Genomic DNA, 13,805 nt, shown 5'->3' with positions numbered 1-13,805 from the left:
AAATTAGGTGCAAATATTGTTATGATAATGATAATCATATACAATTAGCTTTGTTAATATATAAGAATTTAATTATCGAAAGGAAGATATAGATGAAAAGAAAATCAGTATTAAAAACAATTATAGCTACTTGTATGGCATCAATGATTTTAGTTGGTTGTTCAAACACTTCGACTGTGGAAAAAGAAAGTAAAACTGTTACAGTAACAGACGTTAGAGGAGAAGTAGAAATTCCAGAAAATCCTGAAAGAATAGTTGATTTAAGCGGTAACAGTGACATTTTATCAATTTTAGAATATAAGGTAGTGGGAACTGCTAATAGTGATGCTTACGATTATACAAAATTCCCTACATATTTAGAAGAGACACTAAAAGGTGCAACTATATTAGGTTATAGCATGCAAGATACTATGGATGTTGAAGCAATAATGAACTTAGATCCAGACTTAATTGTCATATCAACAGTGCAAGAAAAAATGTATGATCAATTAAGTGAAATTGCTCCAACTGTAATGATTAAATTAGAAGCTTTAGACTGGAAGGAAGATGTTAAGTCTTTAGCAAAGGTATTTAATAAAGAAGAGGCTGCAAATGCTTGGTTAGAAAATTACGATAAAAAGTCAAAAGAAGTTGGAGATAAGATTAAAAAATCTTACGGTGAAGATACAACTTATTTATCCTTCTTAGCTAGTGGTGGTCAGTTCTATGTATTTGATGGAGCAGGTTTTGGTAATGTTTTATATGAAGATTTAGGATTAGCTAAACCAGAAGGTATGCCAGAACAAAATGATATAAGTTTACCAGTGGTAACTTATGAAGGGTTAGCGTCAATAAAATCAGATTATATATTTGTGATTGCAACAGATGAAGATTTAAAAGTACTTGAAGAGAATGAGGTATGGAATAATTTACCCCAGGTAAAAGAAGGTAAAGTTGTTAAACTAGATTCTTCACCCTACTTCGTACAAGGCTATAGTTCAATAGGTAGACAAGTGCTTTTAGACGAAATAATGGAGATGTTAAATGAAACAAAATAATAAAAATACAATAACTTTTATAGTTTGTAGTATTTTTATTCTAATAATTGGTGTATTCCTAGCTATTAGTCTAGGAGTCACCAATATTGGAATATCAGAAGTTTGGAATAGTATTTTTAATTATAGTGAAACTCTAGAACCTATGCTAATCAGAGATATTCGTATTCCTAGGGCCCTTACAGTGTTACTCACAGGGGGGATTTTGGGAGTGACAGGAGCTATGATTCAAGGAGTCACAAGAAACCCAATAGCAGAGCCGTCCCTTCTTGGAGTAAGTCAAGGGGCAACTATGGTTATAGCTATATTTTATGCTGTTGGGATTACTATAAATACTACAAATGTTATGATAGCTTCATTAATTGGGGCAATCTTTAGTGGAATTATAGTTATGGGATTTACATCAAGAAAATCAAATAATAGATCTATAGCAAAAATACTTTTAGCAGGTACTGCTATGAGTACTTTCTTTATTTCTTTAACAACTATAATAGGACTTTTATCAAATAAATCTCAGTTTATTGCTTTTTGGGTTTCAGGAGGTTTCAGAAATGCAACCTGGGCAGATTTTAATTTAGTTGCAATAGTTGGAATCCTAGGTTTAATAATAGCTATTTTCCTATCAGAGAAAATAAATATTCTAAGCTTAGGGGATGATGTGGCAATTAGTCTTGGGCAAAATCCAGAAAGAATAAGATTAATAACTTTTCTTGTTATGATACCAATGTGTGCAGCGGCCGTGGCTGTTGGTAAAAATATAGCCTTTGTTGGACTTATAGTTCCACAAATAGTAAGAAAAATATTTGGAGAAGATTATAGAAAAAATATACCTTTTTCTTTTTTGTTAGGTGCAATACTATTAACTTATTCCGATATAGCTGCAAGAATGGTGTATAGTCCTTATGAAACCCCTATTGGAATATTTACAGCCTTAATAGGTGTTCCATTCTTTGTAGTTGTAGCAAGAAGGGAGCGAGGTTGATATGAAAAGAAAAAGATTTAAAATAATAATCCCAATGTTATTTATTTTATTAGTTGCATCTTTAATTATGTATTTATGTTGGGGAACTTATAAAGTATCACCTTTAGATAGTATAAAAACTTTATTAGGTCAAGGAACAAAACTTCAAAATGCAGCAATTTTAAATCTTAGACTCCCTAGAATGTTAGTTGGAATTTCTGTGGGTATTGCTTTATCTACAGCAGGAGCACTGTTGCAGACTATAACAAAAAATGATCTAGCAGATTCAGGGATAATTGGTATTAATGCTGGAGCAGCAGTGGCAGCAGTTATATTTGTTTCATTAAAAACTGTAAATTACTATAGTACACTTGGCCCTCTATCTGTTTATGTATTACCATTTATGGCCATTATAGGTGCAGGAATTTCAGCCACTATAATTTACTTATTATCAAGTAGAAATGGAGTTAAACCAAAGAGATTACTACTTATAGGACTTGGCCTAAATGCGGGATTAAATGCTTTTATTACCTTCTTTACTTTTAGAGGTGGAGTTGGTGATTACAATAGAGTATTAATTTGGACATCTGGAAGCCTTTGGGGAGCAGGATGGAACTATGCAAAAGTAATTATTCCCTTAGTTACTTTAATGTTTATGGTTGTATTATTGGATTATAAAAAGTTAGATGCTCTTAATTTATCTGATGAACATGCAATTTCTCTTGGTTTAAACTTAAATAGGGAAAGAAAGAAGTTTTTATCCTATGCAGTTATTCTTGCTGGTGGAGCTACAGCTTTTGCAGGAAATGTAGGGTTTATTGGATTAATATCTCCTCATATAGCAAGAAAGTTAGTTGGTCCCTATCATAAAAATTTCTTATGGGTATCTGGAATTATAAGTATAGTAATAGTTTTATTTGCTGATGCAGTTTCAAGAAACTTATTTTCTCCAATTGAAATACCTGTAGGAATCACAATTTCAATATTTGGAGTGCCATATTTTATTTATTTAATGATGAAGGAGAAATAGATGGAAGCTATTAGTGTAAAAAATTTATCAGTAGCCTATGAGGATAATCTCATAATAGATGATATGAATCTTTCTATTCCAAGTGGGAAGATAAGCATTATTATAGGGGCAAACGGATGCGGAAAATCAACTCTGCTAAAAACAATAGCAAGGGTAATAAAGCCTAAAAATGGAGATATCTTTATAAATGAAAAAAATATTAAAATGCAAAAAGAGAAGTATATAGCAACACAAGTGGCTTTTCTACCTCAAGGACCTGTATGTCCAAGTGGAATTACTGTAAAAGAATTAGTTGCTTTCGGAAGATTTCCACATCAAAAACTTATAGGTGGTCTTAAGGCTCATGACAAAGAAATTATTGATTGGGCAATAGAGGAGACAGGACTTACTGATTTTGCAGATAGAGAAATAGAAAATTTATCTGGAGGACAAAGACAAAGGGCTTGGATTGCAATGACCTTAGCACAAGAAACAGACATAATTATGCTAGATGAGCCAACAACTTATTTGGATATGTCTTATCAGCTTGAAGTATTACAAGTGTTAGAGAAATTAAATAAAGAAAAAAACATTACTATTATCATGGTGTTACATGAGTTAAATAATGCTTGTAGGTTTGCAAGCAATATTATCGGACTTAAAAAAGGTAAGGTTATTTGCCAAGGTACCCCTATGGAAGCTATAACTAAAGAAAACTTAAAAGAGATTTATGGAATTCATGGTAAGTTGCAATTAAGTGAAAATAAAAATTACCCTATATGCATAGATTATGAACTTATAGGGGGATAAAATGAAAAACAAAAACTTTACTATAGTGGTTATTGGACAGATAATATCTTTATTTGGAAATGCAATTCAAAGATTTTGTATGTCCTTATACATTTTGGATTTAACAGGAAGTGCAGCTATTTTTTCAAGGATATTGGCAATTTCAACTATTCCATACATATTATTTGCACCTATTGCAGGACTATTAGCTGATACAGTAAATAGAAAAAAGATAATGGTTTACCTTGATTTTTTCAGTGCTGGGTTAATGGCTATATATTCAATAATATTGATAAGTGGAAGAGATAATATCATAATAGTAGGAAGCATTATGTTCATGCTATCTACTATTTATACCTTATATAGTCCTTCTGTTACAGCTTGTATTCCACAAATAGTTGAAAAGGATAAACTAGCTACAGCTAATGGAATAATTCAACAAGTTGGTGCTATAGTAAATTTAGTTGGGCCTATAGTCGCAGGTTTATTATATAGTTTTATTGAGATAAAAACAATCGTAATAATAAATGCTATCAGCTTTTTCATTTCAGCTATTATAGAGCTATTTTTAGAAATTCCAGATTTGCAGTTAAAGGAAAAAATAAAAAAACCTATTTTACAATCTTTTAAGGAAATGAAAAAGAGTTTTATTTATCTAAAAGAAAAAAAGAAAATTGTCTTAGGAATTATAGTTTCTTATGGTTTAACTAATATTTTTGTAGTACCAATTCTAAGTGTTGTATCTCCTTATTTTATTAAAATAAAATTGAATATGCCTTCAGTTATATATGGTTTTGTAGAAGCAATATTTGTTATAGGAATGATACTAGGAGGATTATTAATAACATTTAGACCTAAAATGTTTAAGATGAAAGACATACACAAAACTATGTATCCTATGGTAGTAGCTATTGTAATTATAGGGATTTCCACTCATTTAACTAGAACAAATAAATTTATTGTTTTAGGACTTTATTCTATAGGAGGTCTTGGAATAATGTTATCACTAGCTTTATCTAACATTATATCTTTAACCTATATTCAACAAGAAATAAAAGAAGATATGCTAGGAAAGGTAAGTGCTTTTTCTACTGCTATTGCAACAGCAAGTGTTGCACCTGGTCAGTTAATATATGGACAACTTATAGATATTAATTTAAGCATTTGCAATATCCTATTATTAACTTTAATTCTAAGTATAGGAGTAGTTTGGTTTATAAAATGGAATGTTAGGGAAATTTAAGATAAGGAATCTTCCTAGGGTGTTTATATATAAGGTTAACAAAACATAATCATATAAAAAATACACTAGTAATTTTATGTGATTTAGGCTTAAATAAATATATAGAGAAATATATATTAGGAGAGCGTTATGGTAAAGAGTAAAGAATTATTGTTAATGAGATACATATCATTTTGTATATTAACCTTTCAATTGTTTATAGAAATAGGAAATAAGAGCATAGTAAGTCTAGTTTTTCTTCTATTATTTATTATAAATAATCATTTGAGAATGTTTTATTTAGAGAAAGAGAGAAGTGCTATCCTTTCAATAATAATAGAGCTAGTATTTATACCATTGGCACAACTGAACTTTGGAGGAACTATTATTTTTTACTTAATAGGGGTATCCATAGATTTATTCCCGTTGAAAAGTAAGATAGTTAAGTATGGATTAGGGCTTATAATTTTATTTATTGGAATTTATCCGAAGTTTAGTGGGCCTATTGAAGAGGGCATTATTAATTTTGTTTTACTTGGAATCTTCTTTATTCTTTTAAGTTATATATCTAGACTTTTTAGTACAAAGGTTGAAGCACAGCAGCTTTATGATAAGCTTAGAGTTTCAGATGAAAAACTTATAGAAGCTAATAAGGAGCTTGAAGGGTATGTAGAGTCTATTGAGGAATTAACTTTATTAAAGGAAAGAAATAGAATATCAAGGGAAATTCATGATAGTGTTGGACATACTTTATCTACTGCTATGATTCAGTTATCGGCTATGGAAGCTATTGCAGAGAAGGAAAATAGTTCTATGAAGGATATGATAGGAAATTTAAGAGCTTTTATTAGTGAAAGTTTTCAAGATGTGAAGAGAGCTGTAAGGGAGTTAAAGCCCGATGAATATGATAACTATCAAGGAATTTTAAGACTTCAAGAAGTATGTAAAAACTTTGAGAAAATGTCTGGAGTAGAAGTTAAGGTCATTATATCAAAGGGGGATTGGAATTTATCTACTAAGCAGATTAATCATTTATATAGAATCACTCAAGAGATTTTATCAAATTCTTTAAAGCATGGTAAAGCAACTATGGTTAAGGTTATTATGAATTTTACAGAAGATGAATTTGTAATATCCTTTAGTGACAATGGAGTGGGAACAGATAAAATTGTGGAAAGTGGACTTGGACTTAAAAGTATAAGGGAAAGAGTAGCGGAAATAGAGGGTATAGTTCATATGAAGTCTAGCAAAGACAATGGTTTTTTTGTTAAGGTTATAGTTCCAAGGGAAGTGGAGGTGTAGGAATGGAGAAGATTAAACTTTTAATTGTAGATGATGAGAAGTTAATAAGAGAAGGCTTGAAAGTAATGCTTTCAGTTTATGAGGATATTGAAGTTGTTGGGATAGCTGAAAATGGTTATAAGGCTTTGGAAGTTTGCAAAACCACTGATGTTGATGTTGTTCTTATGGATATAAGAATGAAAATTTGTGATGGGGTTATGGGGACAAGACTTATTAAGGAACAGTTTACAAAGATAAAGGTTATAATTCTTACTACCTTTAAGGATAAGGAGTATATAAGAGAAGCCATGAGGTATGGGGCTTTTGGTTATATGCTTAAGGATAGCTCCCATGATGTAATTTATGAAGGTATAAAAATGGCTTATAAAGGTAATATGGTAGTTCATCCTGATGTGGCCATAGAAATGATGGGAAGTAATGGAGTAATTAAAAGTGATATAGATAAGTATGGACTTTTGGAGAAAGAGCTTAAGATAATAGAAGCAATAGCTAAAGGATTAACTAATAAAGAGATTTCAGAAGAGTTGTTTTTATCAGAAGGAACAATAAAAAATAATATAACCAATATACTATCAAAGTTGAAGCTTAGAGATAGGACGCAGATTGCAATTTTTGCTTTTAAAAATGGAATAGTGACTTAAGTCATTTATGTAGTGACCTTAAGTTATGGCCATCCCCCTGGAAATATCTTATTATAATAGTAAGATAAGTCTAGGGGGTAATTTTATGAGTATTATAGAAGTAAAAAACATCAGTAAAAGATTTAATGATAAGTTAGTTTTAGATAATATTAGCTATGAAGTAAAAGAAGGGGAGATATTTGGCTTTATTGGACCTAATGGAGCGGGTAAGTCAACTTTAATAAATATTATGACAAGCTTATTAACACCAGATAGTGGGACTATTGAAATATGTGGATATGATATTTTAAGGGAGCCGATTAAGGCAAAGGAATGTATGGGATATGTTCCACAGGAGTTAGCTCTAATGGAGGAGCTTAATGCCTATGATAATTTAGAGTTCTTTGGAGCTTTATATGGACTAAAGGGGAAACTTTTGAAGGAAAGAATAGCAGAGGCCCTTAAAGTAACTGGATTAGAGGAAACTAAAAAGCAAAAGGTTAAGAAGTTTTCAGGTGGAATGAAAAGAAGACTAAATATTGCGGTATCAATTCTCCACCATCCAAAGGTTTTAATATTGGATGAGCCTACCGTTGGTGTAGATCCACAATCAAGAAACCATATATTTTCTTTCATAAAAAATATATGTAAGGAGTGGGGTACTACAGTAATTTATACTTCTCATTATATGGAGGAAATCGAGGAGCTTTGCAAGAGAGTATTTATAATTGATTTAGGCAAGGAAGTATCCTATGGAGATAGAGAAGAGATTAAGGCTTCAGTTTTCTCTAACAATAAGGTGATTATTGAAACTCAAGAGATAAGTGGAGAAACAATAATGAAGTTAAAGGATTTAGAGGGAATCGATAAGGTGTCAGATAAGGATAATGTACTTACTTTAACTATTGATTCAAAGTTTAAGCTGGCTAGTGTACTTTCATTATTAGAAAAGGAAACCGTTAATATAAAGAAGATTAGTTATGAAGAGGCAAAGCTTGAAGATGTATTTTTATCATTAACAGGAAAAACTTTAAGAGATTAGGGGGGAAGAGCTATGAAGGCATTATATTATATAAAAACTACCCTTAAAGGTATGTTTGCAAATGGCGTAGTTACCATAGCAACTTTTATCTTATTTCCTATTTTACTTGCATGTTTTATGGCATTTTTTCATAATTTGGATGATGAAAATCCATTAAAGCTTAAGGCATTAAATGTTCAAATTGTTGATGAAGACAACACTGAAAATTCAAAAAGGCTTGCAGAACTTTTAGGCAGTGATGATTTGAAAGAGGTTGTAAATATAGTAGATAAAAAGCCAGATGTGGAACTAACAATAAAAGAAGGATATGAGAAAAATGTTTTATCTTTAAATAAGGGAGATATAATTATTAATAAAAAAGTAGAAGGCATGGGAATGTCCACTGACACCTTAAAGGTAATATTAGATAGATATCATCAAAGTTTATATGTATCTATAGCTGGTGGAGATATGGGGAATTTAAATAGAATTATGGAATCATCTATAGTTGAAGATATTACAATAGATACTATAAAAACCAATAATCCCTATGAAAAGATATCAGCATCCATGATTGGCTTTGTAATTACCATTCTTATATATACAATGATTCATGGTGGTTATGCAGATATTAGTGTAAATTTAGATAAAAGAATTAATGCAACTCCTATTACAAAATTACAATATCTTTTTTACGAGACTATGGCTTTGATAGTATATGTGTTTATAATAATCAGTGGATATGTAATTTTCTTTAGAGTAGCTGGATTAAGTTTTAAAGGAAATATTTTAGATTTAATATTATTAATATTAATGGGAACTATGCTAGTAGTATCTATGTCTAAAAGTATATCTACTATATTTGGGGCTAAGTATGGAAAAATAATTGGGACTATAATATTTACCTTACCCCTAATAAGTGGAGAGATATTTTCAGGTGAAGGTAATAAAATTGCGTTGCTAACACCAACACATTATTTAAACAATGCATTTAATTTATATAATTTAAATGGAAATTTAGAAGGCTGTGGGAAATGGATATTAATTATATTTGCAATGTCAATTATTATATACTCTGCAGCAATAATTAAAGCAGTAATTCAGGGGAGGAAAAAGGTATGCGCTTAATAAGATTAGTATTAATTAATATGAAAAGACAATTAAAAAGTCCATTTATGTTACTAATGACCTTGATATTTCCTGTTGTTATGATTTTAGTTATAAATGGTGGAGGTTTAAGTCACGGATCAGGAAGCATAGGAATTATAGATAAAAGTAATTCAAATCACTCTACTGAGGTTATTGAGAAATTGAGTGAAGAATATTCAATAAATACACTAGATGGAAAGGTAGAAGACAATTTCGATTTGCTTAGAGAAAATAAATTAGGTGCAATATATGTTATAGAAGATAACTTTCAAGATTTATTAGATAATGGAGAGCTTCCTAAAATTCAGTGTTATAGTACAGAAGCTGCTAGTGGCTCAATAATGGCAGAAGATATTATAACAAACTATGTATCTGGAGTTGTTGAGGAAGAAGTAAGTGCGGGATTAAGCACAAATTCTACTACTGCAGTTATTGTAGATGAAGAAGTAGACAGTAAAGAGGATTATAAGATGACTATATTATTGATATGTTATTTTATGATGATAGGTGGTTCCGTTATTGCGGGAGAAATAATTAAGCTTAGAGAGCAAAAGGTATTAAAAAGAACCATAGCAACTAGTAATTCAGATATAACTATTTTAGGTAGTTTATTTATTTCATCCTTTATAATTCAAGGAGTTTTAAGTTGCTCAGCTTTTATAATCTTAACACTAGTATTAAAGCTTCCTAACAACAATATTTTTCAAGGAATACTAATCATATTTCTAAGTAGTTTAGTTACAACATCTATTATTGTAGCAGTAACAAGATGGATTAGAAATGTAACCTTAGCAAGTCTATCTACAGTTGTTTTTGGGATAGCTGCCTTTGGTATGGGGATTTTTGGGTCAGAGTTAGATAGCTTTGATAATGTTCCAGAAATAATAAGTAGAATCAGTGTAATATCACCATTTACTTGGCTACTCAGAATAATAAATACAGGAAAAATTATTATTCCTATCTTAATTATATTTTTAATGTCTATTATGTTATTTACAGCAGGTAGCTTTAGGTTGAGGGAGTTTGTTAAAGAATAATGTGGATTTAAAATTAGTAGCTTTCAATTTAGGTTGGAGCTACTATTTTTTTATGTGAATTTATTTCAGAGAAATATTAATTAAGTACGTATATATTTATTTAGAATAATCTAGATTTTTAATGGGCAAACTTAAATGGAATAAAAGTTACAAATTTTAAAAGAGGGTGTAAGAACTTTACACTAACCCAAATAGTAAAGGAGAATGATTATGAAAAGAAAAATTAAAATTATTGTAGCGTTAGCAATGATGGTATTTATTATCCAAATGCCTTTAGTGGCAAGTGCACAGAGTATTTTACATATTCAAATTGATACCATGAAAGAAATGTCAGAACCAAAGGACATAGTGGATATAGCTACAAGTGATGGCAGATTTAAAACTTTAACAGCAGCTTTAGAGGCGGCAGGATTAGTTGATACCCTAAAGAGTGAAGGTCCATTTACAGTGTTTGCACCTACAGATGACGCATTTTCAAAACTTCCAGCAGGAAAAATTGATGAGCTATTAAGACCAGAAAATAAAAATGTGCTTACAGATATTCTAACTTATCATGTTTTCAAAGGTAAAGCTACTGCTGCAGATGTTGCCAAATTAAATGGCAAGGAAATAACCATGGCAAATGGAAAAAATGCTAAAATAGAGGTTAAGGGTGATTCAGTATTTATTGATGGTGCTAAAGTTATAATTACTGATATTATGGCTAAAAATGGAGTTATACACGTAATTGATACTGTAATGATGCCTTAGTAGATGGATTATACAAACAGTTTAAATTAAGGTAAAAGATGCTAATCATCTTAGGATGAAGCATCTTTTTTGCTTTTTATTTCATATTAAGATTGATAGATTTAATTTGATATTTCAATAGTAAACAAAGACATAAGTATTTAATGAATAACATATTAGAATAAATAATTATTAAAAGTATAAACTAAAAAGAGGTTAGTTATTATAGAAGTTTATATCTATAATTTATATAAAACGAAGAAGAAAAGGAGATATAATGAAAGAAGGAAAAGCATTAATAGAAACAGGATTCAACTTGGAAAACAGTTATTCTGGACTTCCGGAAAAATTTTTTGCAATGCAAAGACCAAGTCATGTACCATCACCTAAACTAGTTATGTTAAATTATCCGCTAATAAAATCTTTAGGATTGAATGTCGAGGAACTACAAAATACTGATGGAGTAGATATACTTGCAGGAAATAAGATTCCAGAAGGAGCTATGCCTATTGCTCAGGCATATGCAGGACATCAATTCGGCCACTTCACTATGTTAGGTGATGGGAGAGCTGTTCTCATAGGTGAGCATATTACTCCCCTAGGTGAGAGAGTTGATATTCAGCTTAAGGGTTCAGGTAGAACTCCATATTCACGAGGAGGTGATGGAAAAGCATCACTAGGTCCAATGCTGAGGGAATATATCATAAGTGAAGCAATGAATGCACTAGGTATTCCTACTACTCGTAGTTTAGCTGTGGTTACAACTGGTGAGTCAATAATGAGAGAAACACAGTTACCTGGTGCAATTCTCACTCGTGTAGCAGCTAGTCATATTCGTGTTGGTACATTTCAATACGCATCAAAATGGGGTACCGTTGAAGAACTTAGAGCTTTAGCTGATTATACTTTGCAAAGACATTTTCAAGAGGTAAAGGATAAAGAAAATCCATATCTTTTATTACTTCAGCAAGTAATTAGGAAGCAGGCTGAGCTTATTGCAAAATGGCAGTTAGTTGGGTTTATCCATGGTGTAATGAATACTGATAATGTAACAATTAGTGGAGAAACAATTGATTATGGGCCATGTGCTTTTATGGATGTCTATGATCCTTCTACTGTATTTAGTTCTATTGATATTCAGGGTAGATATGCTTATGGTAATCAACCTAATATTGGTGCATGGGATCTTGCCAGATTTGCGGAGACTCTGTTACCATTGTTACACACTGATGAGAATGAGGCATTAAAGCTAGCACAAAAAGAAGTTTCACATTTTGCTGATTTGTATAAGAATAATTGGATTAGAGGAATGAGAGCAAAACTTGGAATTTTTAATGAAGAAGTTGCTGATGAAGCTTTAATTGAGGAACTTTTAAGTATTATGAAAAAGTATGGTGCAGATTATACCAACACCTTCCGTGTATTAACTAGTGGAAAGATTGAGGATAATGTACTCTTTGGCAAAGAGGAATTTGATGAATGGTATAAGCTATGGCAGGAGAGATTAACGAGACAAGAAGAATCGGAAATTTCCTCAAAGGAGCTTATGGAAAGAAGTAATCCAGCGGTAATTCCACGTAACCATAGGGTAGAAGAAGCATTAGAAGCTGCAGTAAATCAAGGAGATTATAGGGTCATGGAAAGGCTATTAGATGCTCTCTCAAAACCATATGATCACTCTAGAGAACTAGATTATTACATTACATTGCCAGAAACATCAACGTGTCCATACAGAACCTATTGTGGAACTTAATATAAAAATAGCTAGTAAAATTAATTTGATTTTACTAGCTATTTTTATTGACTTTAACCCTAGACGAAAGTTTAGAATAGTATTATTAAGAGTATTATTAAGGGGATGAACACATGGGAAGTAAATATACTATAAGTGAAGTAAGTAAAATGTTTAATATAACTACTAATAAAATTAGATTTTATGAAAAAAAGGGTTTATTAAAGCCTATAAGAGAAGAAGAAAATGAATATAGAAAATTTAATGAACAAGATATAATTAAATTACAATCTATTTTACTCTATAGGTCAATAGGATTAACTATTAATGACATTAGAAATATATTAGATAATAATGAAAAAGAAAACTGTTTAGCACATTTTAATAATCAATGGAAATTCGTTAATGATGAAATACATAGGCTTAATAGTATAAGAAAATCTTTAGAAGATGTGATAGATAAGCTTTATGGAGAAACAACAGGATATGAAATAGATAGTGAAATACTAGATATAATAAATAGTAGTAATAAATTAAGTAATATCAGGAATAACTGGAAAGATAAATGGGGCTTTAATCATTGGGCAAAAACATATGATAATGACGTTATTGAAGATAAAGGACAATTAAAAATATATAAGAACTATAATTTAATATTGCAAAGTGTATATGATTTAGTGAATAATGTGAAGTTAAAAAATCCAATAATACTTGAAATAGGAGTAGGTACAGGTAATTTAGCAAGTAAGTTTTTAAATAACAATTGTGAGATAATTGGAATAGATCAGTCTAGGGAAATGTTATTAGTAGCAAAACAAAAATATCCAAATTTAAAAGTTAGATTAGGTGAATTTTTGAAGATACCATATGATAATAAGTACTTTGATATTATTATTTCAACATATGCATTTCATCATTTAAATGAAAGTGAAAAAGTCATAGCAATAGAAGAAATGATAAGAGTACTAAAAGATGATGGAATAATAGTTATTGGAGATTTAATGTTTAAAAGTAAGGATGATGAAAAAGATACTTTTAATGAGTTATCTAAGAAACAAGTAGAAGAAATACAGGATGAGTATTATTCACATATTGATTTTTTAGAAAATGAATTTAAAAAATATAATAAAAAGCTAGAGTATAGAAAAATAGATGAACTTAATTATATAATAAAAGTAGATTAGTATTTATAAAAAAGCA

Annotated in this window: 13 protein-coding genes; all 13 read left to right on the top strand. The window is 30.3% G+C overall.

The genetic code is table 11. From position 1 onward, the window contains the following. The first annotated feature begins 92 nt into the window (after positions 1-92). The 13 genes from ACTNBA_RS02335 to ACTNBA_RS02275 all read left to right on the top strand — a co-directional run bounded on the left by ACTNBA_RS02335 (position 93) and on the right by ACTNBA_RS02275 (position 13,789). Complete coding sequence (locus tag ACTNBA_RS02335; protein ID WP_441072273.1) at positions 93-1,037, top strand: ABC transporter substrate-binding protein; 945 nt, start codon at positions 93-95, stop codon at positions 1,035-1,037. Next, a complete protein-coding gene (locus ACTNBA_RS02330; protein WP_441072271.1) occupies positions 1,024-2,016 on the top strand; it encodes a FecCD family ABC transporter permease in 993 nt (330 codons plus the stop codon). The genes ACTNBA_RS02335 and ACTNBA_RS02330 overlap by 14 nt, the downstream gene beginning before the upstream one ends. A 1-nt stretch (position 2,017) precedes the next feature. Next, positions 2,018-3,025 carry a FecCD family ABC transporter permease gene (locus ACTNBA_RS02325; protein ID WP_441072269.1) on the top strand — a complete coding sequence of 336 codons (1,008 nt, stop codon included), beginning with the start codon at positions 2,018-2,020 and terminating at the stop codon, positions 3,023-3,025. Further along, positions 3,026-3,814 carry an ABC transporter ATP-binding protein gene (locus ACTNBA_RS02320; protein WP_441072267.1) on the top strand — a complete coding sequence of 263 codons (789 nt, stop codon included), beginning with the start codon at positions 3,026-3,028 and terminating at the stop codon, positions 3,812-3,814. It begins immediately after the preceding gene. 1 nt (position 3,815) lies between these two features. After that, positions 3,816-5,036, top strand: a complete 1,221-nt coding sequence (locus tag ACTNBA_RS02315) for an MFS transporter (RefSeq protein WP_441072265.1) — start codon at positions 3,816-3,818, stop codon at positions 5,034-5,036. 129 nt (positions 5,037-5,165) lie between these two features. Then, the gene (locus tag ACTNBA_RS02310; protein ID WP_441072263.1) at positions 5,166-6,317 is read left to right on the top strand and encodes a sensor histidine kinase; all 1,152 of its coding nucleotides are present in this window, start codon (positions 5,166-5,168) and stop codon (positions 6,315-6,317) included. A 2-nt stretch (positions 6,318-6,319) separates the two neighbouring features. After that, positions 6,320-6,958 carry a response regulator gene (locus ACTNBA_RS02305; RefSeq protein WP_441072261.1) on the top strand — a complete coding sequence of 213 codons (639 nt, stop codon included), beginning with the start codon at positions 6,320-6,322 and terminating at the stop codon, positions 6,956-6,958. 85 nt (positions 6,959-7,043) lie between these two features. Then, positions 7,044-7,979 (top strand): ABC transporter ATP-binding protein, encoded by a 936-nt coding sequence (locus ACTNBA_RS02300; protein ID WP_441072259.1) that lies wholly within the window; start codon positions 7,044-7,046, stop codon positions 7,977-7,979. Between the two features lie 12 nt (positions 7,980-7,991). After that, the gene (locus ACTNBA_RS02295; RefSeq protein WP_346879454.1) at positions 7,992-9,086 is read left to right on the top strand and encodes an ABC transporter permease; all 1,095 of its coding nucleotides are present in this window, start codon (positions 7,992-7,994) and stop codon (positions 9,084-9,086) included. Next, on the top strand, positions 9,077-10,144 hold the full coding sequence (locus tag ACTNBA_RS02290; RefSeq protein ID WP_346879455.1) for an ABC transporter permease: 1,068 nt from the start codon (positions 9,077-9,079) through the stop codon (positions 10,142-10,144). The genes ACTNBA_RS02295 and ACTNBA_RS02290 overlap by 10 nt, the downstream gene beginning before the upstream one ends. Before the next feature lie 210 nt (positions 10,145-10,354). Then, the gene (locus ACTNBA_RS02285) at positions 10,355-10,894 is read left to right on the top strand and encodes a fasciclin domain-containing protein (protein ID WP_035131261.1); all 540 of its coding nucleotides are present in this window, start codon (positions 10,355-10,357) and stop codon (positions 10,892-10,894) included. Positions 10,895-11,150: 256 nt separating this feature from the next. Next, entirely contained in the window at positions 11,151-12,626 is a 1,476-nt protein-coding gene (locus ACTNBA_RS02280; RefSeq protein ID WP_441072256.1) for a protein adenylyltransferase SelO, read from the top strand. A gap of 113 nt (positions 12,627-12,739) precedes the next feature. Further along, positions 12,740-13,789, top strand: a complete 1,050-nt coding sequence (locus ACTNBA_RS02275; RefSeq protein WP_441072254.1) for a MerR family transcriptional regulator — start codon at positions 12,740-12,742, stop codon at positions 13,787-13,789. Positions 13,790-13,805 lie beyond the last annotated feature (16 nt).

This window comes from Clostridium sulfidigenes (assembly GCF_052067195.1).
GTDB lineage: Bacteria > Bacillota > Clostridia > Clostridiales > Clostridiaceae > Clostridium_J > Clostridium_J sulfidigenes.
The sequence above is the reverse complement of the archived record's forward strand: the minus strand, read 5'-3'. Positions and strand labels throughout refer to the sequence as shown.